This is a genomic window from Streptomyces sp. NBC_01142 (assembly GCF_026341125.1).
Taxonomy (GTDB): Bacteria; Actinomycetota; Actinomycetes; order Streptomycetales; family Streptomycetaceae; genus Streptomyces.
Map to the genome: position 1 here is coordinate 770058 of NZ_JAPEOR010000003.1, position 26830 is coordinate 796887.

At 70.3% G+C, this 26830-nt stretch carries 23 protein-coding genes and 1 pseudogene; 13 read left to right on the forward strand and 11 right to left on the reverse strand.

Annotated elements, in window-relative coordinates; translation table 11 throughout:
• Positions 1-136 precede the first annotated feature (136 nt).
• Complete coding sequence (locus OG883_RS37490) at positions 137-1333, forward strand: KamA family radical SAM protein (RefSeq protein ID WP_266551178.1); 1197 nt, start codon at positions 137-139, stop codon at positions 1331-1333.
• A gap of 97 nt (positions 1334-1430) precedes the next feature.
• Complete coding sequence (locus OG883_RS37495) at positions 1431-2936, forward strand: amino acid adenylation domain-containing protein (protein ID WP_266551179.1); 1506 nt, start codon at positions 1431-1433, stop codon at positions 2934-2936.
• Positions 2937-2940: 4 nt separating this feature from the next.
• On the opposite strand, the gene OG883_RS37500 is transcribed toward OG883_RS37495, so the two are convergent.
• Entirely contained in the window at positions 2941-3513 is a 573-nt protein-coding gene (locus OG883_RS37500) for a DM13 domain-containing protein (RefSeq protein ID WP_266553181.1), read from the reverse strand.
• Positions 3514-3679: 166 nt separating this feature from the next.
• On the opposite strand from OG883_RS37500, the gene OG883_RS37505 reads away from it, so the two are divergent.
• The 3 genes from OG883_RS37505 to ligA all read left to right on the forward strand — a co-directional run bounded on the left by OG883_RS37505 (position 3680) and on the right by ligA (position 6845).
• Positions 3680-4237 (forward strand): GNAT family N-acetyltransferase, encoded by a 558-nt coding sequence (locus OG883_RS37505; protein WP_266551181.1) that lies wholly within the window; start codon positions 3680-3682, stop codon positions 4235-4237.
• The gene (locus OG883_RS37510) at positions 4234-4638 is read left to right on the forward strand and encodes a DUF4440 domain-containing protein (protein WP_323181044.1); all 405 of its coding nucleotides are present in this window, start codon (positions 4234-4236) and stop codon (positions 4636-4638) included. Before OG883_RS37505 ends, OG883_RS37510 begins: the two co-directional genes overlap by 4 nt.
• An 80-nt stretch (positions 4639-4718) precedes the next feature.
• Positions 4719-6845 (forward strand): NAD-dependent DNA ligase LigA, encoded by a 2127-nt coding sequence (ligA, locus tag OG883_RS37515; RefSeq protein WP_266551183.1) that lies wholly within the window; start codon positions 4719-4721, stop codon positions 6843-6845.
• An 85-nt stretch (positions 6846-6930) separates the two neighbouring features.
• Here ligA and OG883_RS37520 read toward each other — a convergent pair whose 3' ends face one another.
• Together OG883_RS37520 and OG883_RS37525 are read right to left on the reverse strand one after the other, a co-directional pair.
• Entirely contained in the window at positions 6931-7515 is a 585-nt protein-coding gene (locus OG883_RS37520) for a GNAT family N-acetyltransferase (RefSeq protein ID WP_266551185.1), read from the reverse strand.
• Positions 7505-9568 carry a penicillin acylase family protein gene (locus tag OG883_RS37525; protein ID WP_266551187.1) on the reverse strand — a complete coding sequence of 688 codons (2064 nt, stop codon included), beginning with the start codon at positions 9566-9568 and terminating at the stop codon, positions 7505-7507. Before OG883_RS37525 ends, OG883_RS37520 begins: the two co-directional genes overlap by 11 nt.
• Positions 9569-9657: 89 nt before the next feature.
• On the opposite strand from OG883_RS37525, the gene OG883_RS37530 reads away from it, so the two are divergent.
• The gene (locus OG883_RS37530; protein ID WP_266551188.1) at positions 9658-10383 is read left to right on the forward strand and encodes a siderophore-interacting protein; all 726 of its coding nucleotides are present in this window, start codon (positions 9658-9660) and stop codon (positions 10381-10383) included.
• A 207-nt stretch (positions 10384-10590) separates the two neighbouring features.
• On the opposite strand, the gene OG883_RS37535 is transcribed toward OG883_RS37530, so the two are convergent.
• Complete coding sequence (locus OG883_RS37535) at positions 10591-12492, reverse strand: Xaa-Pro dipeptidyl-peptidase (RefSeq protein WP_266551190.1); 1902 nt, start codon at positions 12490-12492, stop codon at positions 10591-10593.
• A gap of 172 nt (positions 12493-12664) precedes the next feature.
• Entirely contained in the window at positions 12665-13852 is a 1188-nt protein-coding gene (locus OG883_RS37540; RefSeq protein ID WP_266551191.1) for an alpha/beta hydrolase, read from the reverse strand.
• A gap of 338 nt (positions 13853-14190) precedes the next feature.
• Between OG883_RS37540 and OG883_RS37545 the strand changes: the two genes are divergently transcribed.
• Entirely contained in the window at positions 14191-14667 is a 477-nt protein-coding gene (locus OG883_RS37545; protein WP_266551192.1) for a GNAT family N-acetyltransferase, read from the forward strand.
• Here the strand turns inward: OG883_RS37545 and OG883_RS37550 are convergent.
• The 3 genes from OG883_RS37550 to OG883_RS47060 form a co-directional block, all read right to left on the reverse strand.
• Complete coding sequence (locus OG883_RS37550; protein WP_266551194.1) at positions 14660-15088, reverse strand: hypothetical protein; 429 nt, start codon at positions 15086-15088, stop codon at positions 14660-14662. The genes OG883_RS37545 and OG883_RS37550 overlap by 8 nt on opposite strands.
• Before the next feature lie 22 nt (positions 15089-15110).
• Complete coding sequence (locus OG883_RS37555) at positions 15111-15938, reverse strand: hypothetical protein (RefSeq protein ID WP_266551196.1); 828 nt, start codon at positions 15936-15938, stop codon at positions 15111-15113.
• 135 nt (positions 15939-16073) lie between these two features.
• Positions 16074-16394, reverse strand: coding sequence for a crosslink repair DNA glycosylase YcaQ family protein (locus OG883_RS47060; RefSeq protein ID WP_353963150.1), 321 nt, complete (start codon positions 16392-16394; stop codon positions 16074-16076).
• A gap of 178 nt (positions 16395-16572) precedes the next feature.
• Between OG883_RS47060 and OG883_RS37560 the strand changes: the two genes are divergently transcribed.
• Entirely contained in the window at positions 16573-17019 is a 447-nt protein-coding gene (locus tag OG883_RS37560) for a nitroreductase family deazaflavin-dependent oxidoreductase (protein ID WP_266551198.1), read from the forward strand.
• A gap of 58 nt (positions 17020-17077) precedes the next feature.
• Here the strand turns inward: OG883_RS37560 and OG883_RS37565 are convergent, their stop codons facing one another.
• The gene (locus tag OG883_RS37565; protein ID WP_266553186.1) at positions 17078-18910 is read right to left on the reverse strand and encodes a PKD domain-containing protein; all 1833 of its coding nucleotides are present in this window, start codon (positions 18908-18910) and stop codon (positions 17078-17080) included.
• A 165-nt stretch (positions 18911-19075) separates the two neighbouring features.
• Positions 19076-20371 (reverse strand): hypothetical protein, encoded by a 1296-nt coding sequence (locus tag OG883_RS37570; RefSeq protein WP_266551199.1) that lies wholly within the window; start codon positions 20369-20371, stop codon positions 19076-19078.
• A 348-nt stretch (positions 20372-20719) separates the two neighbouring features.
• Between OG883_RS37570 and OG883_RS37575 the strand changes: the two genes are divergently transcribed.
• From OG883_RS37575 to OG883_RS37595, 5 genes and pseudogenes are all read left to right on the forward strand, one after another.
• A complete protein-coding gene (locus OG883_RS37575; protein ID WP_266551201.1) occupies positions 20720-21643 on the forward strand; it encodes an arginase family protein in 924 nt (307 codons plus the stop codon).
• 143 nt (positions 21644-21786) lie between these two features.
• Positions 21787-22442 (forward strand): annotated as a pseudogene (locus OG883_RS37580) (class I SAM-dependent methyltransferase).
• 95 nt (positions 22443-22537) lie between these two features.
• Positions 22538-23476: a lytic polysaccharide monooxygenase gene (locus tag OG883_RS37585; protein WP_266551203.1), complete on the forward strand. Its 939-nt coding sequence runs from the start codon at positions 22538-22540 to the stop codon at positions 23474-23476.
• Positions 23477-23634: 158 nt separating this feature from the next.
• Positions 23635-24639, forward strand: a complete 1005-nt coding sequence (locus tag OG883_RS37590; RefSeq protein ID WP_266553189.1) for a glycosyltransferase family 2 protein — start codon at positions 23635-23637, stop codon at positions 24637-24639.
• Complete coding sequence (locus tag OG883_RS37595) at positions 24636-25097, forward strand: GtrA family protein (RefSeq protein WP_266551205.1); 462 nt, start codon at positions 24636-24638, stop codon at positions 25095-25097. The genes OG883_RS37590 and OG883_RS37595 overlap by 4 nt, the downstream gene beginning before the upstream one ends.
• Here OG883_RS37595 and OG883_RS37600 read toward each other — a convergent pair.
• A complete protein-coding gene (locus OG883_RS37600) occupies positions 25072-26580 on the reverse strand; it encodes a DUF6056 family protein (RefSeq protein ID WP_266551207.1) in 1509 nt (502 codons plus the stop codon). The two genes, OG883_RS37595 and OG883_RS37600, sit on opposite strands and share 26 nt — an antisense overlap.
• Positions 26581-26830 lie beyond the last annotated feature (250 nt).

Sequence of the window (26830 nt, forward strand, 5' to 3'; positions counted from 1 at the left end):
GAAGGAGCTTGTCGAGACGGACTGGAAACGCCTCCCCGGCTGGCGGGACGTCAGCCCGGAACAATGGCGCGATGTGCGATGGCAGCGCGCGCACTGTGTGAAAAATGCACGTCAACTACGCGCAGTATACGGAGACTTGCTGCCCGGCGCGTTCTACTGGGACATTGAGCGCGACCAGGCCGAACTGGCAACGATGTCCCTGCTGTTGCCGCCGTACGTCCTCAACACCATGGTGCCCGATGCTGTTCCGGATGCCGAGTCCATGTACGCGGATCCGGTCCGGCGCCATATGCTGCCTGCTTTCTCCGACCGGGACCCCGAATGGCCCTCGCATCCGTACGCCGCCCGCGATTCTCTGCACGAGGCCGACATGTGGGCGGTCGAGGGTCTCACTCATCGTTATCCGACGAAAGTCCTCGCGGAACTGGTGTCCACCTGCCCGCAGTACTGCGGGCACTGCACCCGCATGGATCTGGTCGGCAATTCCACACCGCAGGTGACGAAAGTGAGGTTCACCGCGCGCCAGCCGGACCGGCTGAATGCAATGATCCGCTACGTGCGGGACACCCCGGCAGTGCGTGATGTGGTGGTGTCGGGAGGTGATATCGCGAATGTTCCGTGGCCGCGGCTCGAGCAATTCCTCGTGGCACTGCTGGACATCGACCATGTCCGGGACGTACGCCTCGCCTCCAAGGCGCTGATGGACCTGCCGCAGCACTGGCTGACGTCCGACGCCCGCGGCTGTGTCGAACGGCTGGCCAAGATCGCGAGGGACCGCGGTGTCGCCCTGGCGGTCCACACCCATGTCAACGCCGCTCAGCAGGTCACCCCCCTCAACGCCGAGGCCTCCAGGGCGCTGCTCGACCTCGGCGTACGCGACGTCCGCAATCAGGGCGTGCTCCTGCGCGGGGTGAACGACTCGGCGCAGGAACTGCTCGACGTGTGCTTCGCCCTGCTCGACGGCGCCGGCGTACTGCCGTACTACTTCTACCTCTGCGACATGATTCCGCACGCCGAGCACTGGCGGATCGCCCTCCACGAGGCACAGGACCTGCAACAGGCGATCATGGGCTATCTGCCGGGCTTCGCCACGCCCCGGCTGGTCTGCGACGTGCCGTACGTCGGCAAGCGGTGGGTGCACCAGGCCGAGGAATACGACCGTGAACGCGGTGTCTCCTCCTGGACGAAGAACTACCTCACCGCGCTGGAGAAGGACGACCCTCAGGCGCTCGGGCGCCGCCATCACTACTACGACCCGGTGCAGACGCTCGGCAGCGAGGGGCGGCGCTGGTGGGCGGAGCAGAGCGCCGGGGCGGCCGGTGCCACGGCCTGAACTCCGTAGGCCCTCCATCGGCGTCCGTCACCCGCAGACGCCCCACCCGCAGGCCCCCACCGGCAGAGGCCCCCACCCCAGAGAGGCAGCAGCACCCATGTCCCCCGATGTCATCGACGCTTTCCGGCAGGCGGCCCGGCTCCATCCCGATCGCACGGCGATCGTGCACAACGGAGCCGAACTGGACTACCGGACCCTCGACCGGCTGGTCACCGGTATCGCCGCCCGGCTCGGACCCGCCCCGGGCACGGTCGCCGTGGCGGCCACCCGGACACCTCACACGGTGGCCGCCCTGCTCGGTGTGCTGGCCGCGGGCGGGGCCTACTGTCCGATCGACCCCGAGTACCCTGCCGGGCGCCGGGAGGCCCTGGCCCGCGCGGCGGGCTGCCGGAGCGCCATCGCCACCGGCACCCTGGCGCCCGGTCTGCCCGTCCTCGACATCGCGGACGTGGCGCTGGTTGCCGAGCCGAGGGACCTCGAGACAGCGGGCCTCAACGAGGCTGCGGCCACCGCGACCGCAGACCCTGACGACCCGGCGTACGTCCTGTTCACCTCCGGCTCCACCGGTACGCCCAAACCGGTCGTGACCCCGCGGCGCGCCATCGCCGCCGCCGTGCGCTCCCTGGGCGGCTTTCTCTCCCTCACCGCCGCCGACCGTGTGCTCCAGTTTGCGTCGCTCAACTGGGACACCTGCTTCGAGGAAATCCTGCCCGCGCTCAGCACCGGCGCCGCGCTCGTCATCGACGACGCGGCACACGCGGGCTCTTTCGACCGCTTCCTCGAACTGATCGACCGGGAACAGATCACGCTCGTGGACCTTCCCACCGCCTACTGGCACGAGGTCGTCCATCACCTGGTGCGGGAGCCACGGCCACTGCCCGAGTCACTGCGGACGGTCGTGATCGGCGGCGAGGCAGCCCACCCCGCCCGGCTGGCCGACTGGCGCGCCCTGGACACCGCGGCCGTACGGCTGGTGAACACCTACGGCTGTACCGAAACGACCCTGGTCACGCACGCCGTGGACCTGCACGGGCCACACGCCGTCACGGTGGACGACGGACCGGTTCCGCTCGGTGGACCGCTGCCGCACGTCGTCGAACACCTCGGCCGGGACGGTGAGTTGCTGGTCGGCGGGGAATCCGTCGCCCTCGGATACCACGGGCTGCCCACCGCCACGGCGGAACGCTTCCTCGTCCTCGGTACGCCCGCCGGGCCCACGCGCTTTTTCCGCACCGGAGACCTGGTACGGCGCATGGAGGGAGGCGTACTCCTGCACCAAGGCCGCGCCGACCACCAGCTCAAGATTGCGGGGATCCGGGTGGACCCCGGGGAGGTGGAGGCCCAGCTCTCCGAGCACCCGCGGGTGGCCGCGGCGGCAGTCACCGGACAGGTCCGCGACGGCCTGACCAGTCTGGTGGCCTACGTCGTCGGCGCCCCCGGGACGGATCCCGCCGCGCTGCCCGGTGACATCCTGGCCTTTCTGCGGCCCCGCAGCCCCCGGCACCTCGTCCCGGCCCGGATCGTCGCCGTACCGCGGCTCCTCCACACGGCGAGCGGCAAGGTCGACCGCGCGCGCCTCTCGGAACTCGAAGCGCAAACCTGACGGGTCAGGCGCGGTCGAGCGTGGCCGCGCCGAACGAGACATCGAAACGGTCGCACCAGATACTGACGCTGGTGAACTGCTCCAGGTCGAGGGCGGCGGGCAGAGCGTAGTTCTGGTCGCCCTTGTTCCCCTTGAGCTTGCCCAGGCTGACGTACTTTCCGTCGTCGAAGACGCGCCAGCCGGCCGTGCCCTCCTTGACCGCGGCATCGGTGATCCACACCCGCAGGTCGGGGCCGTTGCTCGTGTCGAGGTTCTCCAGCCGCAGGATGCGGGTCCCGTCCGCCAGCCGCAGGACCTTCACCGCCCCGGTGGTCCGGTGCTCATGACTGATCAGCTCACCGGCGGCCAGCGTCCGGGGCTCCGAAGGAGGCGGGGAGGTCGTCGTCCCGCCCCCGGGCGCGGCGGTGTCCGCCGCAGCCGGAGCCCCGACCGCCGTGGGGATCTCGTCCCGCACGGTCGTGTCCGCCCACAGCTTCCACGGCTGGAACCAGTACAGCCCCGCGCCGGCAACCGCCAGAGCCACGGCCAGTACCACCACACCCCACGGCCTGCCCAGCCATCCCCGTACGCGCGCCACGATCGTCTCCTTCACCTGTCCTGTCCTGCGGTACTTCAATTCAACGCCAGGCAGCGGCGGTAAGCACCGTCGGACCCGATGACGAAAGTCTTACGTCTTCCCCGCGCCCGGTCGCCCCGGACGGATGAGGAATGATCAGGTGCAGTCCTTGTGAGGGGGAAACTCGATGACTGTTGCCCTGCGAGTGGATGCCACGGCCTCCGCACCCGCCCTGCTGCTGCGCCCGTGGCACGAGGGGGACATGGCGTCGCTGATCGAGGTGTACCGCGATCCGCTCATGCACCGGTTCGCCGGGACGCCGGTGGCGGGCCGCGAGGAGGCCGTTCGATGGCTTGAGGCCAGGGAGCGGGGCTGGGACATCGGCGACCATCTCAGCTTTGCCGTGCTCGAGGACCGAGGGGAGCGCACCGAGGACAGGCTGGTCGGCAATGTGGTGATCAAGCGGGCCGATCCTGCCGCGCCGGCTGCCGAGGTCGGCTACTGGACGGCGGCCGGAGCGCGGGGCCGGGGCATGGCCGCGCGCGCCGTGCAGGCTGTCACGGCCTGGGCCTTCGACACGTTCGCCGGCAGCGGTCCGCTGGATCTGGAACTGCTCCACCAGGCGGACAACCCCGCCTCCTGCCGCGTCGCCGAGAAGTGCGGTTTCGTCTTCGAGCCGACGCTGCCCGCCCACCCTCCGTTGTTCCCGCTCGACGGTCACCGCCACGTCCGCAGGGCCCGGTGACGGCCGCGATGGACGGCGAGGAGGAGCAGTCAGTACAGGCCGCGGTCGAGGGGGAGTTGCGACTCCTCGACCCCGAAGTGCGCGCCTCGCCCGGGCTGGTCTCGGCCCTGCTGGATCCCGAGTTCTTCGAGTTCGGGGTGTCCGGGCGTCGCTGGGACCGTACGACGATCCTGGAGGCGACCACACCCGCTGCGGGGGAGGAGACAGCCGCCGTCATCACCGGCGAGCTGTCGGGGACGCTGCTGGCCCCCGGGCTGGTTCAGGTGACGTACGTGTCCGACCGGAGCGGCATCCGAGCCCACCGCAGCTCGCTGTGGCGCAGAACCGCGGAGGGCTGGCGGCTGTACTTCCACCAGGGGACGCCGATACCCCCGGACCACGCCGGTCGCGTCCCCGGCTGACGTCTCGCTGATGTCCTGCTGCTGTCCTGCGGACGTGCGGTCCGCGGCCGTTGTCAGTGGTGGGCGGCAGTATGAGAGCCATGACGACTTCACCTGCCGTTCCTGCCGCTGCCGCCGCTCTCGAGGACGCCTCGGCGTACGCCGCGGCGGTCGAGACCGCGACGAAGGCGGCCGCCGCGTACTACGCCTCGGGCGAGAGCCCCCTGGACGACGACGCGTACGACCGCCTGGTGCGCGGCATCGACGCGTACGAACAGGCGCATCCCGATGAGACAGCGCCCGACTCGCCGACGGGCAAGGTGGCGGGCGGAGCGGTGGTCGGGGACGTACCCCACACGGTGCCGATGCTGTCGCTGGACAATGTCTTCTCAGCCGAGCAGCTCGTCTCCTGGGCCGCCTCGGTGGAGCGGCGGATCGGCCGCCCGGTCGAGCAGTGGAGCGTGGAGCCGAAGCTGGACGGCCTTGCGATCGCCGCACGCTACGAGGACGGCCGCCTCGTCCGTCTGATCACCCGTGGGGACGGGAGTGCGGGCGAGGACGTCTCGCACGCCATCGGCACCATCGTCGGGCTGCCGGACCGGCTGGCCGAGCCGGTCACACTCGAGGTGCGTGGCGAAGTCCTGATGACCAACGAGCAGTTCGAGCACGCCAACACGGTGCGGTCCGAGCACGGCGGGCCTCCGTTCGCCAACCCGCGCAACGGAGCGGCCGGCACGCTACGAGCCAAGGACCGTGCGTACACGGTGGAGATGACCTTCTTCGGCTACGGCGCACTGCCGCTGCCTGCCTCCGGTGCGACGCTCGCGGCGGACATGGGGGAGTGGCCGCACAGCCGGCTCATGACCCATGTCGCGCACCTGGGTGTGCACACCGCCGAGACCACCGCGGTCGCGCCCCGCACGCTCGCGACGGTCACCGAGGTTCAGTCCCGTATCGAGGAGATCGGTGCGCTGCGCCCGGAGCTCGCCTTCGGCATCGACGGCATTGTCATCAAGGCCGACCACGCCGCCGACCAGGCAGCGGCCGGCTCCGGCTCGCGTGCCCCGCGGTGGGCGATCGCGTACAAGCTGCCCGCCGTGGAGAAGGTCACCACCCTGCTCGACGTGGAGTGGAACGTGGGACGCACCGGTGCCATCGCGCCCCGCGCCGTACTGCGGCCGGTGGAGATCGACGGATCGACCGTCACCTACGCCACCCTCCACAACCCCGCGGACATCACCCGTCGGGACCTGCGCATCGGCGACCAGGTGATGGTGTACAAGGCGGGCGACATCATTCCCCGCATCGAGGCGCCCGTCGCCCATCTGCGTACCGGTGACGAGAAGCCGATCGTCTTCCCCGAAGTGTGTCCGCAGTGCGGCTCCGACATCGACACCTCGGAGCAGCGCTGGCGGTGCGTACGCGGACGCAACTGCCGGCTGGTGGCCTCCGTCTCGTACGCCGCCGGACGCGACCAGCTCGACATCGAGGGACTCGGCGCGACCCGTGTCGTCCAGCTCGTCGATGCGGGCCTGGTCAGTGACTTCGCCGACCTGTTCACCCTCACCCGCGAGCAGCTGCTGGCACTGGAGAGAATGGGAGAGACGAGCACCGACAATCTGCTGGCGGCCATCGACGGGGCGAGGAACCAGCCCCTGTCCCGGGTGTTCTGCGCGCTCGGTGTGCGTGGCACGGGCCGCTCCATGTCCCGCCGCATCGCCCGCCACTTCGCGACGATGGATCACATACGGGCCGCCGACGCCGAGGCTCTGCAGCAGGTCGAGGGCATCGGGGTGGAGAAGGCCAGGACAGTGGTTGCCGAACTCTGCGAACTGGCCCCGCTCATCGACCGGCTCACCGCCGCCGGAGTCAACATGACCGAGCCCGGCGCGATCCCGCCGGCCGAGACGGCGGCGGCAGCGGAGGACGGGGACGGGGGCGGCGCGCCCCTCCCCGCGGCGGACGCAGGCCCGCTGGACGGCATGACCGTCGTGGTCACCGGTGCCATGACCGGGGCCCTGGAGAAGCTCTCCCGCAACCAGATGAACGAACTCATCGAGCGGGCCGGCGGCAAGTCATCCTCCAGTGTCTCCAAGCGCACGTCGCTCCTGGTCGCCGGTGAGGGCGCCGGATCCAAGCGCGAGAAGGCCGAGCAACTGGGCACGCGGACGGTCACTCCGGACGAGTTCGCCGGTCTGCTGTCCGGCTTCCTCGACCAGAACGCCTGACCGGGCGGCCCTTCACGGCCGGCCGGCCGGACCGCTGACCGGGATCAGCGGCGGCCGGCCGGCCGTGTGCGGTCCGCCGGAGGGCTCAGTTGCGGCGGCTCATTGCCTCCCGGCTGAGAAAGGCCAGCCGGGCCCGCTTCTCGGGCTTGTCGATCTCGTGCCCGAGGACGAAGCCCGTGCGGACCATCCGCTCGATGGCCTTCGTGTTGCGGGCGTCCGGCTCGACGACAACCCGCAGATGACGCGGATCGGACAGTGCATACGTCATCAGAGCGGTCATCACGTTGCCGGTGAAGCCCGGCCTGTACTCCCCGTGGGCGGGAGCGATCAGCAGATGGACACCGGTGTCGCCGGGCAGCACCTCGTAGCACTCGCCGACCGGGTCGGCCTCCGGTTCGTACGTCTGGAGGAGCGCGACCGGCTCGTCGTCGCGGAAGGCCAGGAAGGCGTGATGGGTGGTGAGCGAGTCCAGGTACTCGTAGATCTCCAGAACCTGCTCGCGGGTGTGGTCACCCATGCCCCAGAACCGGGCGCGTTCCTCGGTGACCCAGCCGTGGATCAGATCCAGGTCGGCGGCGGGACACACCGGGACGATGCGTACGGTTCCAAAGCCGTCGATGACCTGCTCGTGCACGGCCTCGCGGGTGAGGGCGGGGGGTTCAGATGTCATGTCTCTCCTCGACAAGTTGGTTCCAGTCGGTGACCACGGGAACGAAGTCTCCGCGCAACCACAGCGGCAGCTGGTCACGGTGGTGGGCATCGCCGGGCACTCCCGACGCGCCGAGCGGCACCACCCAGAGGCTGTCCTCGCGCCGCGCGAGGTCCCACACATAGCGGGCCGCGGGACCCCGCGCGCTGAGGTCGGTGAAACCCGGAACGCTCGACGTGGACAGCACACAGTCCTGGTCACCGGACAGCGCCGGCCACTCCTCGCCGCTCGCGTCGGGCAGCGCCTGCCACGGTGCGAGCCGGTGCCGCTCACCCCACGTCACCTGCTCGCGGCCGGCGGCGGCCACCTCCTCGACGGCTGCGCGCACTTCGGCCGCCCTGTCGATCCCGGGCAGCGCCGCGGTCGTCAGCAGCCCCTCCAGAGCGAAGGCGACCCGCGGGAGGAGAGCCAGCCACGGAAGGAAGATCGCCGGATGTGCCGGGGGCTCGGCCAGCTCCGCCAGCGCCGGATGAGCCGCCAGGCGGTGCACCACGGCCGCGCGCAGATCGGCGTAGGCCGCGGCGTCCGTGCTCCCGGCGTCCATCCGGCGGTCCCACTCCAGCAGCCGGTCCCGCAGCTCCGCCGCCTCCGCGCTCAGCCCGTCCAGCTCGGCCAGCAGTTCCAACAGGGGCCGGGCGGAGGCGAGTTGAGTGTCCATGTGGACACGTGTCATGTCCTTGGCCGACCAGGCGGCCCGCTCGCCCGGCTCCTCGAGCAGCTGCCGAATCCGGGAGGCCCGGTGCGGGGGTGCGAACTCGACGCCGAGCGGCCCGGCGAGGCCCCGCTGGTTCGCCATCACCGCGACCCCGTCGACCGCCTCGCGAGGCAGCGGCTCGTGCCAGCCGCGCCACTCGTGCCCCGGCTCCCAGGCCGGTACGACACGCAGCCGGTTGTCCTGATGCCGCAGCGGCACCCGTCCCGCGACGCGGTGCAGCAGCCCGCCCTCGGTGTCCGCGGCCTGTACGACATTGACGGGCTCGGCCCACTGGTCGAACGCCCGGTCCACGTCGGCGACGGTCCGCGCCCGCAGCAGCGCGGGCAGCGCGCCGAAGCCGAGGTCCCCGCTCACCCGAGGAGGGCAGCGCAGGCTGATCGCCACCGCGTCGTCGGGGCCGCCGATCACGACGGGGCCCCGCTCGGTCTCGATCACCTCGACCTCGACGGGGTCGGCGCCCGCCACCTCGATGGTCTCGGTGTGGACGGAGGCGGGTCGCCAGCCGTCCGGGCCGAGCGCCTCGGTCTCCGCACCGCTGCGCCTCAGCTGCTCCCGGTAGAGGTCCTGGTAGTCGGCCATGGCATTGGTGATCGCCCATGCCACCGTGCCGGTGTGTCCGAAATGAGCGATTCCCGGGACGCCGGGGACGGCCAGCCCCACCACGTCGAACTCCGGACAGGCCAGATGGATCTGCTGGTAGATCCCCGGGGCCTCGATGAACCGGTGCGGATCGCCCGCGATGAGCGGAGCGCCGGTGACCGTGCGCTCGCCGGTGACGAGCCAGCCGTTGCTCCCCGACGTGCCGGGCCCGTCGGTGGCGAACAGGTTGATTTCCTCGTCACCGAGGGCGCGGGCGACCTCCTCGCGCCACAGCTTGGTGGGGAAGCCCGCGAAGAGGATGTGGGTGGCCAGCCAGATGCCGAGGGGCGCCCACGGCTCCCACCGCCCCGGGACCAGTCCGGTTGCCGCGAACTCCGGGGTGCGCCGGGCTCCCTCGGCGAGGCCGGCGTTCACCCCGTCGACGTACGTCCTGATCCACGATGCGGTGGCCTCGTCGAGGCTGCGGAAGCAGCGCCGGGCGGTGTCGTCGAGGCGGGACCGGCGGGCGAACCGGTCCCAGCCCACGGCGTCCTCGCCCAGGAAGGCGGCCGTGGTGCCCTGCGACCGGTGCCGGTCGACCTCGATCTGCCAGGCCCGGTCCACGGCCGCGTTGTATCCCTGGGCGAAGGCGAGTTCGTCCGCGCTTCCCGCCCGTAGATGCGGGATCCCCCAGGCGTCCCGGTAGATCTTTGTGCTCACTCTGCTCCCCGAATCCTTTAGGTTAGGCTGGCCTAACTTAAAGGACGAATGTTCGGGAGACAATCTCGGGCGATGGGGAGGAGACCGCCGTGGGGCATGGCTGGGAGGGCGTCGTCCTCAAACTGATGCGCGGCAAGGACTTCGAGTTCACCGTGACCGGGGCCGAAGAGGTCACCGAGCACTTCCGGAGGGTGCACTTTACCGACGGCGGAATGCTCGCACTGACCGGGGTGCACCCCACCATGTGGGTCCGTATCTGGTTCGAGAACGGCGGCAAGCCGCATCAGCGGGCCTACACCCTGGTGGATCCCGACCCCGCGGCCGGCACCTTCAGTCTGGAGTTTGCCCTGCACGAAGGCTGCGCGAGCGACTGGGCGCGCAAGGCCCAGCCGGGCGACAGGATCGAGGCGACGCTCCAGGGCACCGGTTTCGCCATCCCTGACCCGCTGCCGACGCGGCTCTTCGTCATCGGCGATCCGGCTTCGCTGCCCGCGATCAACTCACTGCTCGACGCACTCCCGCAGATCCCGGCGACGATCTGGTTCGAGACGGCGCACGCGTCGGACGACGGCCTGCCGCTGCGCCTCGACTCCGCGCACCACGAACTGCGCAGGATTCCCCGCCGCGACGCGGGCGCCCACCTGGTCGACGAGGTCAGGACCGCCCTGCCGGGCCTGCTCGGGGACCTGCCCGGGGCATTCGTCTGGATCGCCTGCGACACGACGACGACCCGCGCCCTCACCACCTACGTGCGCAAGGAACTGGCCGTCCCCAAGGAGCGTGTCAACGCCCTGGGGTACTGGCGGCCCGCCTGAGCACCGGCTGGGACCCCGGCGCGGTGACCCGCCGATCTGTTGCTGCACGCTCTGCACCACACCCACGGGTCTGCCGCTGCGCCCCCTCCGGTTCGCCCCGGAGGCCGTGTTCTTCGGCCTTGATGCGCGCCCGGCCGGATTCGCCGACACCCATGCGCAGGCAATCACCGGGGGCGGGGCCCGCCCCCGCCCCCGGTGGTTCGACCGCTAGCGGCCGACCGGCAGGGTGACGCTGCTGACACCGCTCCGTACGGTCATCCGCGTCCCCGCCGGATAGCGCAGCGTGTAGTCGTGGTCCGTCGACATCAGCACCACTCCCAGCCGGTGCCCCTTCTTGAAGACGTAGTCCTGCGGTTGCATCCCCCACTCCAGCCGGTACTCGCGTCCTTCCACCATCCGGTCCTGCCACGCGGGGGAGTTCCGGTTGCGGGCGTCCATCCAGCCACGCGACACAATCTTGAAGTCGGCGGTTTCGGTGCGGTGCGCCGTGCGGAACGCGCAACCGGTGTCACCGGGGATCCCCTCGCCGTAACAGATCTGCTGCGAGGTGTCCGCGACCGTGCCCGCGGTCGCGCGCGTGTCCGTTCCATAGTCGACCAGCAGCGCCGTCACATACGGCGACGTGCCGTCCAGCGAAGCCCGAACCGACACCTCCGGCACGCCGTTGACCCGCAGATCCTTCGACAACGGGCCGGTGGTGTACGCGAGCCGGTTCGGGTTCTGCGTGTCCGGACCGGCCACCAGCTGCTCCGCCCCGACCGTACGTCCCGCGTCCGACAACGCCTGCCTGACCGGCGGCCCCGGCAGCGGAGACAGGCTGCCGGCATTGAGCCGCAGGGTCATGTCCCTGGTGCCGCGCGCCGGCCAGTCGGACTGCTGCCGCCAGCTGAAGTCCGCCTGTTCGACATCGACGGGCGCCGCTGTGAGCGCCCCGTTGTCCAGGTCGTACAGCCAGTGGTCGAACCACTGGTGCAGCTGCCGCAGCCACTCCTCCATCCGCAGCGGCATCGGATTGCTGTGTCCCGCCTGGTGCAGCCACAGCTTGCGCGGAACGTCGTACTTCTTCAGCGCGTCCCACAACTGCCCGAAGTGCTGGGTCTTCACATTCCAGTCGTTGCCGCCGTGCACCACGAAGACGCCGGCCTTGATCTTCCGGGCGTCCCTCATGTAGTCGCGCTCCGCCCAGAACCGGCTCCGGTCACCGGTTGTCCGGTCCTGCTCCGCCGTGAGCCGGTCCAGCACCGGCTTGCAGATCTCCCGGTCGGTGCGGCTGTAGACGCCCTTGGCGAGGATGTCGGTGTCCTCGCCCTGGTAGCCGCCCGGCGCCACGACCCCGCCGTTCGCCCGGTAGTAGTCGTACCAGGAGGAGATTCCGGAGATCGGCACGATCGCCTTGAGGCCCTCGACTCCCGTCGCGGCGACGGCAGTCGGCAGCGTGCCGTTGTACGAGATCCCCATCATCGCCGCATTGCCCGTCGACCAGGCCGCGCCGACCGGCCTGCCCTCCGGGTCCCAGCCCCTGGCACGGCCGTTCAGCCAGTCCACGGCCGCCTTCGCGCCGAGTGTCTCGTTGCGGCCACCGGACGTCGGGCAGCCGGTCGAGCCGCCCGTACCGACACTGTCGACCTGCGCGACCGCATAGCCGCGTGGGAGGAAGTAGTTGTCCGTGTACCCGGGGAACGGTACGGACGGGCCGCTGCCGATCAGTCCGGGCAGCCGCTGGTTCCCGCTGAGCCGCTTGCCGGCCGGCAGCCCGTCCTCGTTCAGATCCACTTCGTGGAACGGCACATCGTTCCCGCCGCCCCAGTACGGACTCGCCTCGATGATCGTGGCGACCTTCAGCCCGGCGTCGGTCTCCTTCGGCCGCAGTATGCGCATCCGCACGGTGTCCCGCCGGCCGTCGTTGTCGCTGTCCGTCTCCATCTCGACGTCCACCTGCTGCGACACCGCGTCCGCGCGGGAGAAGACGGGCTCCGTGCGGTTGTCGACGATCTTCAGCGCCGGACCGTCGGCCTGGGCCGCGGGGGCCGGCAGCGCCGCCATCAGTGACGCGGCGAGCGCGGTGACGCCCAGTCTGCGTACCGTGCGTACAACGGTGGTTCTCGCCATCGTGCCTCCAGGGCCCGGGAAGTGACGATCACGCGGGGAGCGCGCGCACATTCCACCGCGTACGCCCCGCCCGGCGCCAGTACCCGACTCCCGCCACACACGCACTTCACGCGTCGGTTTCACGCGTGGACTACAGGCGCCGGCTTCGCGTGCCGCCTCACCTGCCGAGCCTTCAACGGCTGTGGTGCAAGGTGACTTCAGGGTTTGCCGGCGACGGCCCGTCGAGCAGCGGCTGCCCGATGCCCCGCAGATGCAGGTCGAAGAAGGCTCCGACGTAGTCGCGGGTGATCTCGCCCGCGCGCTGCCCGGGCAGCGGTTCGGACGGATCGGAAAGCCCCAGCTGTGCGCCGAGCACGGGCAGATCGGTGAAGGCGAAATGGCCGGAACCAGCGACCGTCAACCAGCCCTTCCACCCCTCCAGACGTGTCCAGGCCTCGTCCCAGTTCGAGCCTTCGCTGCCCGGGCTGTTGTCGGCCTCGGTGCCGAGCATCATGAAGGGGCGGCCGCCCAGGCCTGCGCCGGGAGGTGCCGCGGCGAACTTGCCGTCCATGTTCACCCCCGCGCGGACCCGCCGGTCGACCGCCATCGTCGCCGCAGTGCTCGCGCCCCCGATGGAGTGTCCGGCCATCCCGATCCGCTTCGCGTCGATCATGCGGGCGTACCGCCATGCAGGATGATGCCCCGTCAATGTGTCGAGTACGAAGGAGAGATCCTTCGCACGTCCTGTGGCCACCGTGTCGATCCCGTCCTCCCCGACCAGATCACATGCCGTGCAGGGCAGCGTCCGCCCACCGGGGAAGGCCACCCCCACCGCCTCGTACGCGTGGTCGACCGTCGCGACGACGTAACCCCGGCTGGTCAGGTCCTCGGCCAGAGCGCTGATCGTCGTACGCGGCATGCCGAACCCGGGGGAGAGCACCACCAGCGGGAAGCGGCCGTGCGCGGGACGCGCGCCGACGGCGGAATGGGTGCGCGTGCCGCTCAGCACTTCGGCGGGGACCACGTCCTCCAGCTCCCGGGACTCCAGCAGCAGCCGGGCTCCTTGCGTGGACATGTACGGGGCGGCGGCCGAACCGGTCCCGGACCGCGCCGGGAAGTACATCGACACCATCAACTCCCGCGCACCCGCCTTCGGTACCCAGGGGTCGCGGCGGGTCTTGTCGACGAGGTGAAGCGTGCCGCGTCCGACTGCGTACGGCCCGGTCGGCCGCGGCAGTTGAAGCTGCACGCCTTTGACGTCCGAGAGGGCGGACGCGGACACGGGGGCGCTCACCGGCTGCGGAGCGGCGAGCGCCGTACCCGTGCCGGCCAGCGACAGCACAAGGGCAGCGGCAAAGGTGACGTGACGGACTCCGGTCATCCCGGGGCTCCTTCTCCTGGTGGCCGTGCTGCGTGCGAAGGCCTCGTGGAGAAAAGCGTAGGGATCATGCATGCCGTGAGGCGTCACCCCCCGGAGCCATCTCGGTGTACCTCTCACGGGGGAGTGGCCACTCCGACCGGAGGCGGACGGTGACCCGCACCCCTGGGTTCGCGCTCGCGACAGTGGCCCTGGACCGCCGGGACGCTCACACCCTCGACGTATGAGAGGTGCGCGAGACAGGAAAGGCACGCGGGGCAGGAGAGGCACGCGGGGCAGGAGAGGCACGCGCGGTAGGAGAGGCACGCGCGGCAGGTAATACTCACACCATGACTTCGCGTATGACAGGCATCAGCGGCCGTGCGGGCAGAGAGGACGTAGAGATCAGGCGGGCGACCGCTCGGGATGCGAAGCGGCTCACCAAGCTGGTACGCAACTCCCGTGCCTATGAAGGTCCGTACGCCCCGTTGATCGCCGACTACCGGGTGGGCCCCGACTACATCGAGACCCACCAGGTCTTCGTGGCCGTCGGCGAGGGCGACCGGCTGCTCGGCTTCTACGCACTCGTCCTTTCCCCGCCGGAACTGGACCTGATGTTCGTCGCCGACGCCGTGCAGGGACTGGGCATCGGCCGACGGCTCGTCGAGCACATGATCGGCGAGGCCCGCCGTGCCGGACTGCCCGGCGTGCGCATCGTCTCGCACCCGCCCGCCGAGGGCTTCTACCGCAGCGTGGGCGCGAAACGGATCGGCATCGTCAAGGCGAGTCCGCCGGCTGTGATGTGGGACCGTCCCGAACTGCTCATCCCGATTACGTGACCACCTTGCCGTGAACGACGCTCGCGGCAACCGAGCGGCGTCGGAGTCCGGCGGCAAGGAACTCCATCTCCACCAGCGTGCCGACCAGACCGGTGCTCCTGAGCTCGCCGGCCATCGCCCGCGCCTGGCCGAGGGACAGCCGGTATGTCTCGCGCAGGACCTGCATTACGGAGATGAGATTCGACTCGGCGCCCGAAAGGCGAAGCCGCGCGGGCCCGTGTTCTGCGAGCAGGGCGTGCCGGATCTCCTCGGGAGTCGTTCCGCCCGTGTCCTGCTCGCACCACCTGTTGGGACAGGTCTCGCACGTTCCCTCGGTGCCCCACCACAACTGGTCGCGGTCGATGAACTGACCCGTGTCGCGGACCAGCACCCCACCGCAGTCTTCGCACCGCGTCGTGGTCTTCGCTCCCTGAGTGATCACCGGACTCCTTGTTGTCGCACGCTCACGCCGGGCGTGGCCGGGAATGATACAGCCGTGTGAAGTACCGGCCGTCGCTTTCCAGCCCGGTGGGGTCATGACCGGCGAGGAGCGTCTGCTCGATGGCGCTGTCCTGTTCCGCCGGGCCGGTGAACAGGCGCTGGGGGTATGTCTGTGAGGAGTCCGTCTCGGTGACCAGGCCGTAGTCGGCCAGGCGTGTGATCACCGGCTGGTAGGGGACCGTGCGCAGCACGAACGCGCTCACCCAGACCGGAACGCGTGCGCATTCCAGGAGGGCTTCGAAGGTGCGGTGGGAGATGTATCCGATGCCGCCGGTGACGGTGATCAGCCCGGTGTTCGCGACAGCACGTCGCAGTGGAGGGCTGGGCGGTCCGTCTTCCAGGTTCTCGCCGTACGCCTCGTCGAGCAGGCCGACGGCCTGGGCGTAGTGGACAGCGTTGTCGGCGGAGTCGAGGCCGATGACCGGTGTCGCGTCCGCGCGGCGCCTCGAGGCGTAGAACTCCTTGTCGAGCTCCATGAGTTCGTTGGATGTGAGGGGCTCCACCTCCGGGCTGGTGTAGTGCGCGTACAGCTCCGCCAGGGTGAGGTCGTAGTTGAGGAGGGCGGCGTTGATGCCGTACGAGCAGCACAGGTCCAGGACCGTGACGGGGCCGTCCGCGCCGTGGGCGGTGGCCCGGGCGGCGCGGGTGCGGCGGAATATGTCCTGGGCGTGGTGCGGAATCTCGTACTCCAGCGGCGCGAGCCGATGGAAGTAGGCGCGGGGATCAGGCTCGTTGTAGATCTCGTCGAACCTGCTCTTGCCCGGTGTGGTGCTGATCCGGCCTCGGGTCATGGGACATACCTCCGCGGGCTGGGGACAGGTGTACCGCGCATGAACCTCTACCGGACTCCCGGCTCAGGCCGATAGGCCGCGGGGTCGGAACCGGCCACGGGTTCAGGGCCGGTCTGCATGCCGTCCGGGCCGGAGTCATGCGGCGAGCTGGCGTTCGAGCGGGGTGCGGAAGCCGCGAGTGATGCGTGCGCCGTCGAGGAACTCCGTCAGACGCGCGGCTTCCGCGGCGACGGCGGTGCGGGCCTGGCCGTCCGGGTCGGTGGAGGAGGTACCAGGCGGTGCGGCCGTCGGGGGCTGGGCCCAGCCCCCGATGATGTTTCCGTTCCACCATACGCCGGGGCCGATGTTCCCGCTGCGGGCGAACAGCGCCGCCGTGTGGTCCGGGCCGAGATACCGGTCGCGGTGGCGCCGGCCCCTGTCGGTGGGGCCGGCGGGGGCTTCGGCGACGGGCAGCAGGGGTGGGGCCGGGGCGGCATCGGCGCGCCGCGTGCAGGGGCCGGCTCACCCGGTCGCGGGCCTTCGGCTCCCGAACGGTGCTTCTGCGCTACGAACGCCCCGCGGGATGATTGCGTGTACCCCGAGCGTTGAGGCTGCCGCACGAGTATGTGTCGACTGGGACGATGGGAAGGACGCTATGCCTCTCGAGGGCGAGTACGAGCCGAGTCCGGAAAAGTGGGTGCGCGACCAGGTCGAGCTGATCGAGAGCTCCGGCGGCACCAAGGGAACGACCATTATGGGTCTGCCCGTCATCCTGTTGACCACCCGGGGCGCGAAGAGCGGCAAGATCCGCAAATCGCCCCTGATGAGGGTGGAGCACAAGGGTACGTACGCCGCGGTGGCGTCGTTGGGCGGCGGACCCAAGAACCCGGTCTGGTACTACAACGTCGTGGCCGAACCTCGCGTCGAACTGCGGGACGGCGAGGTGCGTCAGGACATGACGGCCCGTGAGGTGACCGGGGAAGAGAAAGCCCTGTGGTGGGCGCGCGCGGTCGAGGCGTTCCCCCAGTACGCCGACTACGAGAAGAAGACGGAGCGCGAGATCCCCGTCTTCGTCCTGGAACCGGTGGCCGGGGACCACTGAGCACGCGAGGGCCTTTGCCCGGCAGCCGTGCCGGGCAAAGGCCCTCCGGGGGTTGCCGTCAGCTCACGCCGATGGTGTGCGAGGCTTCGGTGAGGGCCTTCCGGCCGTCCGCCGTGGTCACCACAAGGCGGGGCAGGTACGGCCCTTCCCGGTCGTAGACGTGGGTGGTGGTCGCCTCGCCGGTCTCCAGCTGCGTGCCGTCGCCGAAGTACCAGCGGTAGCGGTGTCCGGCGGGAGGCCGGTGCCCGTCCACGGTCGCGGTCAGGCGCACCTCACTCCCGACGCGCGCGTCCCCGGGCACGGTGAGCAGGGCCTGGGGCCCGTCGGGTGCGAGTCCGAACCACTGCCGGACGCGGGGGTTGAGGAGGAAGGCGTCGGCGTACTGCCGTGCTCCGGCGATGTCCGGATGGGCGACGGCCGCGGAGAGGCACTGGACCGGGGTCGAGCTGAGCTCCGGACAGGCCTTCTTGCGCAACGGGTACATCGGGTCGCCGAAGGGAGTGCCCCAGACCGTGGAGCGCGGGGCGAGTCCAGCACTGTCCAGAGTGAACAGGCCGTCGGCCGCGACCGCGTAAGGACCGTCCGTGGAGGCGTCGTTGGCCGCGTGGGCCGCCGTGCGGTAGGCGTCATTGGCCAGTTGCGTGTACTGCTCGTAGCGCTTGGCCACCCCGCCCAGCGCTCCCTTGCAGGTGGCGAGCCGCGCCCCGGCGAGTCCGGGTGCGGAGCACTGCTTCACCGGGATCGGGGAGCTGTACCGGCTGAGGGCGTAGTAGAAGTCGGCCACGATCACCTTCGGCCGGCCGGGCAGGGAGTGTGCCTTCTCGATGGCGGCCTGCATACCGCGGCCGCCGTACCCGACCTTGGCTCCGCTGAAGTACGGCACGTGCCTCGCCGGGTTCTCCGCTGCCGCGCCGATGCCCGAGCACTCGCGCCGGATGGCCTCCGGCAGGTTCCTCGAGCCGGGGGTGATGCCGACGGCGATCCCGAGGAAGGGGTCGAGGTCGTTGATGCATCCGTTGACCACGACCAGATCGAGACCGTATCCGCCCGCCCGTGCCTGCGCGCCGGCCACCTCCAACTGGCAGAACACGTCCGGCATTTGCTGTGTGACCTCGCCGAACTCCATTTCGCCGTCGCCGTCCGGGTCCTGCTTCTCCGTCCGCTGCAGGCAGGCCGAGTCGTCGTTGCCCGCGGGCAGCTCGGGTGCGTCGAGCACCGCGCCGGAGATCGAGTAGTCCATGTGCTGGTGCCCCCGCCCGGTCGCCCGGCCGAGCAGCTCACCCGTCAGATAGGGGAACTTCTGGTCATGGTCCAGGCCCTGCCCCCAGACGACCGAGTCGCCGACCGATGCCACCCGCACCGGGTCGCAGCCTTGCCTGATGGTGTCCCGCCAGACCTTGCCGTACGGGCCGGGTTCCTCGTCGGCGGACGAGGGGAGCACGCGGGCGTCGACCTGCAAGGCGGTCTCGGCCGCCGGTACCTGGTGGAACGGGATACCGAACTCGGCGGCGGATACGTTCGCGGCCATGACCACCCGCCCGCCGGCCAGCTGCTCCTGCCCGGCGCGCACCCGCCACTCGACCGTGGCCCGGGCCTTCGCCGCGGCGGGGTCGTACATCTGCACACGGCCACGTACCGGTCCGCTGCACACCGGATTGGGCGTCAGATCCACGTCGAGGACGAGGGGGTACGCGGCTGCCGCCGAGGCGGTCGTACCCGCTGCGGCGGGCAGCCCGGCGAGTAACTGGCCGAGCAGGGCCGCGGCTGTCGCTACTGCCGCCGCCGGAAGGATGCGCTTCGCCGCGGGCAGGGGGCGGGATGTCTCCGGACTGCATCCGGCGGAGCCCCCGCCGCTGCCCTCACGCCGTCGTGCCACCCACCGCGACCACATACTGCTCACGCCAATGCTCCTGTTTCTGCTGTGATTTGGGTCTGTGCGGAATCACTGGAACGCCGCATCAGTGGGGATCATGGCAGCCGGACACGGGCGCGGTGGGTGAGGGCGGCGACATGGCGGAGTGAGGCTGATCACTTACCCACAGTTATGTCTCGTCGCCTACCTCCCGGGGCAGTCGGGCACGTCGGGGAGCCGGTTTCCGGGCGAGCGGATGTAGATGTTGGAGATGTAGCCGCCGTACTGGGGCAGATAGGCCCACCAGTCGTTGGTGTACGGCGGTACGGAGACCAGTTCGCCGCGCTTCTGGCAGCCGACGAGAACCTCCACGCCGTCGGGCAGCTTGGTCCGCGCCGTGGAACCGGTGGACGTGGCGTCGCGGACATTGACGCCCGAGCCCCAGGTCTCGTACCACTTCCCCGAAGGAAGAACGCCGCCGGGCACGTTCAGCGAGCGGGTCAGCCTGCCGATGTCGGTGTAGGCCTTCCCGTAGGAGGTCTTGGCGGGATGCAGGGTGAAGACGGCCACGATGGAGCGGTCGGTGGCACCGACCGTGCCGGTGGTGTGCAGCGCGGGACGCGCCAGGTCGACTCCCGCGGCGGCCCTGGGGGCGATACCGCGGCTCGGGCCCGTGCCGTCACCCTCTGCCGGTGCCGCCCCGGCGTGGCCGCACGTGGCCGCCGCGTACTCGCCCGACCAGCCCTGCTTGACCGCCCAGGGGCGGTCGAAGGCACCGGCGATGCCGAAGTGCTGGTCGAACGCGTCCGAGGCGCAGCGGGTGGACTGGCGCAGGCGCCCCATCACGAAGTCGCGCACGGGTGCCGGCGCGGAGTCCAGCAGGTACCGGTAGATCTTCACGGTGTCGCGCGCGGACAGAGCCGTGTAGCCCCAGAAGCCTTCGTAACCCGCGGGCGGCGGGGCGGTGTCGATGAGTCCGAGCCGCGTGACCATCCGCTGGACGATCGCCGGCCCGCCGTTGCTCTGCCAGTAGTAGCTCGCCGCACTGTCGTTGCTGCTGCGGAGCATGGGGTCCAGCCGTGCCCGGTCGGCGGCGGGGATGCTGTAGCCGGGACCGCGATTCCACAGGTAGTCCAGGGCAAGCAGCAGTTTGACCACCGAGGCCGACCGGAACTGCGTGCCCGCATTGAGCTGTTCGGTGAAGGTGCCGGTCTGCCGGTCGAAGACCGCGACGCCCGCCGTCACTCCCGGCGGAACCTGCACGTCCACCGAGGCCGCCTGCCGCGGCCCGGGGGCGGGGGAGGATACCGGTGCGGCGGCCGCGGTCGTTGCCAGACACAGCAGGGCCGCAGTGGTGGCGAGAAGCGCTCTCACCGCCGAGACGGCCCGGCGCCCCGGCAGTCGACCGGCCGGCTTCCGGGTGCCTGTTGTGGCTGCTGTGTCTGTTGCGCCTGCTGTGCCGCTGAGTGTGCTGGTGGGCGCCGTGAAGGTGCCGGGCATGCTGCGAAGGGTCATGACTTTCCCCCGTACTGGGTGGGTTGCGCAGTCCGTCCGTACGGTAGGTACCCCGCTGCGCGCACGGTCCTGACGAATGTCAGGGCTACGCCAAGCGTGGCCACCTACGGGTCAGCGTGAGTACGCCCGGATGGCTCAGCACCATGTCCACAGGGGTGCCGGTGCGCGGCCGGACAACCGACGTTCCGTCTGTAGGCGTGGCGGCCGGGTCCTCTGCGCCTCGGCACATCCAGCACATGAAACGCGTAGAAGCCGTGATGCCGGACAATCCGAAGAAAGAGACCATGGCTGCCAGGACAGGCCGCGCCTCCTACGACACGACGGAAACCGGTGATGGCTGCGAAAGGTCCGGAAGTGCAAGAACTGGCGATCATCGAAGCACCGTCGGTGCTCGGCCTGCGGCCGTCCGGCGTCGAGCAACTGCCTGCGGCTCTCCTCGCGGCCGGACTGCTGGACCACCCTGGGACGGTCAGAGCCGGCCGGGTCGAGGCACCGGCGTACGACCCCGAACGGGACGACGACACCGGGATCCTCAACCCGAGCGGCATCGCGCAGTACTCCGTCAGACTGGCCGACACCGTCGGCGGCGTCCTCGACCGTGGCCTGTTCCCCGTCGTCCTCGGCGGTGACTGCAGCATCCTGCTCGGCAATCTCCTCGCGCTGCGCCGCCGCGGCCGCTACGGCTTGCTGTTCCTCGACGGCCACACCGACTTCTACCAGCCCTCGGCGGAGCCGGCCGGCGAGGCGGCATCGATGGAGCTCGCCCTGGCGACGGGCCGCGGCCCCCGGCTGCTCACGGACCTCGAAGGCCGCGGGCCCCTGCTGCGGGACGAGGATGTCGTCGCCCTCGGCTTCCGGGATTCCGCCGAGTCGGCACAGGCCGGGATGCAGCCCCTGCCACCGGGGCTGCACGCGATCGACCTCGAGGGTGTGCGCGCCGTCGGCGCCGCCGCGGCAGCACGCCGGGCGGTCGACCGGCTGGCCGCCGGTGGGAGCGCCGGGTACTGGGTCCACCTCGACGTCGACGTCCTGGACGACGAGATCATGCCCGCCGTCGACTACCGCATCCCGGGCGGACTGACCTGGTCGGAGCTGGAGAGCGTGCTACGGACGGCACTGGCCGACGAACGAGCTCTCGGCCTCGATGTCACGATCTTCAACCCCCGCCTCGACCCGGAGGGGAGCATCGCGGCTCGCCTCACCGAGTGCCTGCGCCGCGGGCTGTCAGCACGGCCCCGCCCTTCATCTCACCCTTGAGGCCAAGGCCTTGAGGCGACGGACGTGAGGCCACGATGCCGAAAGCCTCAAGGGACCCCGGAAATCGTCTGGCGAGGTGCCGGCGAGGTGGTGTGGGTCCTCACGGCCCCGCACTGTCAGTGGCGGCTGAGAAGGTCACCGTCATGACAGACCCGACACCTGCGATCACCGCATACTGGGACGCCGCCGCGTCGGTATTCGACGACGAACCCGACCATGGCCTGCGGGCCGCGCACACTCGCGCCGCATGGGCCCGGCTCCTGCACACCTGGGCTCCATCCCGCCCGACCGACGTCCTCGATGTCGGCTGCGGCACGGGATCCCTGCTCTCTGCTGCTGGCCGAGGCCGGACAGGGTGACCGGCGTGGACCTCGCGCCGCGGATGGTGGACAGGGCCCGGGGGAAGCTGACCGCCGCGGGCCTGACCGGACGCTTCCTGGTCGGCGACGCGGCAGCGCCACCGACCGGCGACGAACGGTTCGGCATGCTGCTCTCGCGGCACCTGGTGTGGACCCTGACCGATCCCGAGGCCGCACTGCGCGAGTGGGTCGCCCGGCTGCGCCCGGACGGCCGGCTGGTGCTGATCGAGGGGCGCTGGCGCGAAGCCGGACAGAGCGGCCTGCCGTACGTGGCCGGAGCCGAGTCCCTGCCGTGGAACACCGGGATCCGCGCGGACGACCTGGCCACCGCCCTGCGCCCGCTCGTCAGCAGCTTGCGCATCGAACCGCTCAGCGGGGATGCGGATCTGTGGGGCGGCCCGGTGACCGACGAGAGGTACGCCCTCATCGCCCATGTCTGAGGTGCCGGGAGTGTTCGCCCGCGCGGTGAACGCCCCGCCGGGCGCAGCCGTAATACACGGCAGGCCGTCGAGCCCACCAAGGAGGTCCGCCGCGGATGACTGCCCATCGAACCGCTGTTGCCGCTGCCACCGCTCTCATCGGTGTCGTACCGCTGGTGCTCAGCACCGTGGCAGCCGGAGCGGCGCACGCGCACGGGGCACCGACCGATCCCGTCAGCCGGGTTGCCGGCTGCGGTCCCGAGGGGGCGCAGCGTGCGTCGGCGGCCTGTCGGGCCGCCGTTGCCGCGAACGGGGGATCGGCATTCGACGAGTGGGACAACCTGCGGGTGGCCGATGTCCGGGGCCGAGACCGCGCGTTTGTCCCGGACGGGCAGCTGTGCAGCGCAGGCCTCGACGCGTACCGGGGTCTGGACATCGCCCGGACCGACTGGCCGGCCACCGCCCTGAAGTCCGGTGCCGGGTTCACCCTCACCTACCGCTCGACCATCCCGCACAAGGGAACGTTCAGCCTCTATCTCACCAAGGAGGGCCACGATCCGGCCGCGCCGCTGCGGTGGGACGATCTGGCGGACAAGCCCTTCGCCACGGCCACCGACCCGGAGCTCGCGGACGGTGCGTACCGGATCACCGGCCGCCTCCCGGCCGGGCTGACGGGCCGGCATGTGCTCTACACGGTGTGGCGCAACTCGGACACCCCTGACACCTACTATTCCTGCTCCGACGTGGTGCTGGAGGGCGCTGCGAAGCCTGACACCGAGCCCGTCCCCGAGAAGCAGGGTGCCGAGAAACCACCCGCACCGCCCGTGCCCGCGAAGTCACCCGCACAGCCCGTGCCCGAGCAGCAGTCGGCGCAGCCCGTGCCCGAGCAGCCGGCGGCGCAGCCGGTTGCCGAGCCCGCCGGACAGCCGGCCGCGGCGTCGGCGGACCGCGGGGACGACAGGCAGATGGTGCTCGCCGGCGGGGCGGCCGCCGTGCTCGCGCTGCTGGGGGTGGGCACCTCCGCACTGATCCGGCGTCGCCGCACCGGGCCGTAGGCCGTCGCGGGTGACCCATTGGGCGTCATCCCGGTAACGAAACCGGGGTCCATGCCGTACGGAAGGCAACCTTGACGGCGTGACAGTCATCCTCTAAGTGCAGCGGGTTCCAGGGCCGAGCAGCCCGCCCGTACGACAGCGCATGGAGTGAGATGACAATGGTCCATATTTCGGTCGTCGTACCGTGTTTCAACGAGAGTGAGGTGATCGACGCCTTTCATGCCGCTCTGATCACCGCTCTCGAGCCGACCGGGTCGACCTTCGAGATCTGCTACGTCGACGACGGCAGCAGCGACCGGACCCGGGGACACCTGAGGGACCTCGCGGAAGTGGATCCGCGGGTGCGCTACACCTCCTTCAGCCGTAACTTCGGCAAGGAATCCGCATTGCTCGCCGGGTTGCGCATGTCCCGGGGCGCCGTGGTCGTCCTCATGGACGCCGATCTGCAGCATCCTCCCGAGCTGGTCCCCCGCATGCTGGAGCTGCACCGTCACGGCTACGACCAGGTCATCGCCCAGCGCGACCGTACGGGCGAAGGCGCCGTACGCACCGCGCTCAGCCGCGCCTACTACCGCCTTGTCCGGCGCTTCATGGACGTTGAGATCGTCGACGGGGCGGGCGATTTCCGGCTCCTGTCGCGTCGTGCCGTCGACTCTGTCCTCTCCCTCCCGGAGAGCAACCGTTTCTCCAAGGGGCTCTTCTCCTGGATCGGCTTCGACACGGTCAGCTTCACCTACCAGAACGTCCAGCGGGCCGCAGGGCAGTCCAAGTGGGGCGGCCGGCATCTGCTCAACTACGGCATCGACGGGTTGCTCTCCTTCAACAGCCGCCCGCTGCGCCTGGCGATCCACACGGGTCTCTGGCTCTTTCTCTCCGCATTCGCCTACGCGCTCTGGATCATCGCGAACGTCGTACTCAGCGGTGTCGACACCCCCGGATACGCGACGTTGATCACCGCCATCGTCGCGCTCAGCGGAATCCAGCTCGCCACTCTCGGCGTCATCGGGGAGTACGTGGGACGGATCTACCACGAGTCGAAGCGCCGGCCGCACTATGTGGTCCGCGAGACCGACGAATCGACGCAGGGGCCGTCGCCCGCGGACTTCACTGTCGGTCACGCGCTCGAGTCCGTCGGAAGTTCACGCTCAGGGTCCGCGTCATGAACGCGCGTACCCTCCGCCAGTTCGCGACCTTCGCCGCGATCGGCGTCGCCAACACGGGCGTCTATTACGCCGTGTATGCCTCGCTGAACATCTGGCTGCCCTATCTGGCCGCTCATGTGCTGGGCTACGCGGTGAGCGTCACCGGGTCGTTCCTGCTCAACTCGTACTTCACCGTCCGGACGAAGCCGACCTGGCGGGCCTTCGCCCGCTATCCCCTGTCGGGTGCGGTCAATGTCGTGGGCAGCGGAATCCTGCTGTATCTCGCCGTGAGCGGACTGGGCATGGACGAGAACATCTCGGCCATCGCCGCCGGTGTCCTCGTCACACCGCTCTCGTTCCTGCTCGCCCGGTGGGCCATCACCTCCGGCGCGGCTGCCACCTCTCGTCCCGAGGTGCGGCTGCCGCAGCCGCAGCCGGAGGCGGCCGTACGGATCAGGGAAGCTGCTTCGAGTAGGTGACCCGCTCCAGTTGGTAGTAGTCGGCGACGCACTGGGCAGGCCAGGCCTTGCGCCCGTTGTCGCCGAACGGCTCCAGCATCCTGCTGACCGAAACCGGCTTGTACGGCAGAACCTTCGCGCCGTCCGCCGCCCGGGCGCGCAGCCACTGGTCCTGGCGGTCCCACTTCTGGGCCCGTACCTGCATGTCGTGGCCCAGCTCGGCGAGCGGGGCGATCAGGCCGACGACGGTCGCGGCGCACACCGCCGCGGCCGCCGCCGTCGCCACACCCGTACGACGCTGCCGGTGTCGCAGCGCGCGCCCCAGGAAGGCGCCGGCGCCCACGAGCAGCAGGACGTACAGCAGCAGGTAGTCGTTCCACGTCCGCTCCGTGGTCACCACGCGCGCACCGAAGACGGGGTACGTGATGACGGTGCACAGGTAGCCGGAGATGAGGAAGGCGAGCGCGCCGAGGGCCGTCAGGAGGAGCGGGCGGCACGGCAGCAGGACCGCCGGCCGTCCTCCCCGGCTCCGCGCCAGCAGGCCCAGCAGCACTCCGGTGGCGACCGCTCCCACGTACTGCCAGGTCGTGAAGACGGTGCCCAGGATCTGCCCGTAGCCGCGAAGCGAGGCGAGCAGAGATTCAGGGGCGAGCATGGAGGTGGTCTCGGCGCCGTACCGCTCGCGCCGGGTGCGCGATCCCGGGGAGGTCACCAGGACGATCGTGCCGATGGCGATTCCGGCCATGCCGACCAGCGACCAGCCACGCGCGAAGGCCACCACGCGCTCGGTGAAGATCCAGCGGCCGAACAGGACGACACCCGAGAGCACCACCAGGGCGACGACACAGGCCTCCTCGGAGAGCGTGCCCATGAAGATCCCGGCCGCCAGCACGACGGTCAGCGCGGCGACGCGGCCCCGGCGGCTGCGGGCGCGCAGCAGCGGGATGGCCGCGGCGCAGACCAGCACCGGTGCCACGGTGTGCGAGACGGAGGCGGCGGGCCAGTAGAACGTCTTGTACGTGTTGGGGGTGGCGAAGAGGAAGACCGCCGAGATCATGGATGCCACGAGCAGCGGGACTCCGCGCGGCACCGTCAGGTCTGTCCTGCGCAGCAGCTGGACGGTCAGGGCCCAGAGCAGGACCAGCATCAGTACACCGCTGATCAGACCGAACCACTGATGACCGGCGACCGGGAACTTCGCGTACAGCCCGACGAGCAGACCGTTGCCGAGACGGCCGTTGTCGGTGAAGTAGAACTTCCCGATCAGGCCAGAAATACCGTTTTCGCGCACGCTGGGCAGGAAGCACCATTCGTCCGCGCTGGGGCGGACGTGGCGGCCCAGCCACGAGGCCATCGCGAGCAGTCCGAGAGGCAGCAGGGACAGGCCCACCGTCCAGGTGGTCGTCCACGACCGGAAGAGACCTTCGCGGCCGTTCCATCGCCCCGGTCCGGGTCTTTCGCCCGGTTCTCGCGGGATGGTGACGCTCGGTGCGTCGACGGCCATTTTCACCACTGCCTTTCAGAAGAACTACTGGTCCGCCACCCTAGAGGTGATTCTCGGCGGTGCCGTTCCACCCGCCGGCCGCGGAGCGCGAGGAGACCCCGCTCGCTCTTTCAGGTGATCGCGGACTGTCGTTCCGTGGCAGCCGACCAATCAGTACCGCGCGGGGCGAACCTCCACGGGGCACGGAGTTGCGGGGGTGGGTCCAGGAGGCCCGGAGGTTGGCGGCGGCCACGCTCTGGCCCGGTACGCG

What these genes read in the sequence shown, in the direction of transcription:
- OG883_RS37505 (WP_266551181.1), top strand. Translation starts at nt 3,680, where the DNA reads ATGACTGTTGCCCTGCGAGTGGATGCCACGGCCTCCGCACCCGCCCTG.
- OG883_RS37585 (WP_266551203.1), top strand. Translation starts at nt 22,538, where the DNA reads ATGACTGCCCATCGAACCGCTGTTGCCGCTGCCACCGCTCTCATCGGT.
- OG883_RS37520 (WP_266551185.1), bottom strand. Translation starts at nt 7,515, where the DNA reads ATGACATCTGAACCCCCCGCCCTCACCCGCGAGGCCGTGCACGAGCAG.
- OG883_RS37595 (WP_266551205.1), top strand. Translation starts at nt 24,636, where the DNA reads ATGAACGCGCGTACCCTCCGCCAGTTCGCGACCTTCGCCGCGATCGGC.
- OG883_RS37600 (WP_266551207.1), bottom strand. Translation starts at nt 26,580, where the DNA reads ATGGCCGTCGACGCACCGAGCGTCACCATCCCGCGAGAACCGGGCGAA.
- OG883_RS37495 (WP_266551179.1), top strand. Translation starts at nt 1,431, where the DNA reads ATGTCCCCCGATGTCATCGACGCTTTCCGGCAGGCGGCCCGGCTCCAT.
- OG883_RS37570 (WP_266551199.1), bottom strand. Translation starts at nt 20,371, where the DNA reads ATGCCCGGCACCTTCACGGCGCCCACCAGCACACTCAGCGGCACAGCA.
- OG883_RS37560 (WP_266551198.1), top strand. Translation starts at nt 16,573, where the DNA reads ATGCCTCTCGAGGGCGAGTACGAGCCGAGTCCGGAAAAGTGGGTGCGC.
- OG883_RS37545 (WP_266551192.1), top strand. Translation starts at nt 14,191, where the DNA reads ATGACAGGCATCAGCGGCCGTGCGGGCAGAGAGGACGTAGAGATCAGG.
- OG883_RS37540 (WP_266551191.1), bottom strand. Translation starts at nt 13,852, where the DNA reads ATGACCGGAGTCCGTCACGTCACCTTTGCCGCTGCCCTTGTGCTGTCG.
- OG883_RS37535 (WP_266551190.1), bottom strand. Translation starts at nt 12,492, where the DNA reads ATGGCGAGAACCACCGTTGTACGCACGGTACGCAGACTGGGCGTCACC.
- OG883_RS37565 (WP_266553186.1), bottom strand. Translation starts at nt 18,910, where the DNA reads ATGTGGTCGCGGTGGGTGGCACGACGGCGTGAGGGCAGCGGCGGGGGC.
- ligA (WP_266551183.1), top strand. Translation starts at nt 4,719, where the DNA reads ATGACGACTTCACCTGCCGTTCCTGCCGCTGCCGCCGCTCTCGAGGAC.
- OG883_RS37575 (WP_266551201.1), top strand. Translation starts at nt 20,720, where the DNA reads ATGGCTGCGAAAGGTCCGGAAGTGCAAGAACTGGCGATCATCGAAGCA.
- OG883_RS37590 (WP_266553189.1), top strand. Translation starts at nt 23,635, where the DNA reads ATGGTCCATATTTCGGTCGTCGTACCGTGTTTCAACGAGAGTGAGGTG.
- OG883_RS37555 (WP_266551196.1), bottom strand. Translation starts at nt 15,938, where the DNA reads ATGACCCGAGGCCGGATCAGCACCACACCGGGCAAGAGCAGGTTCGAC.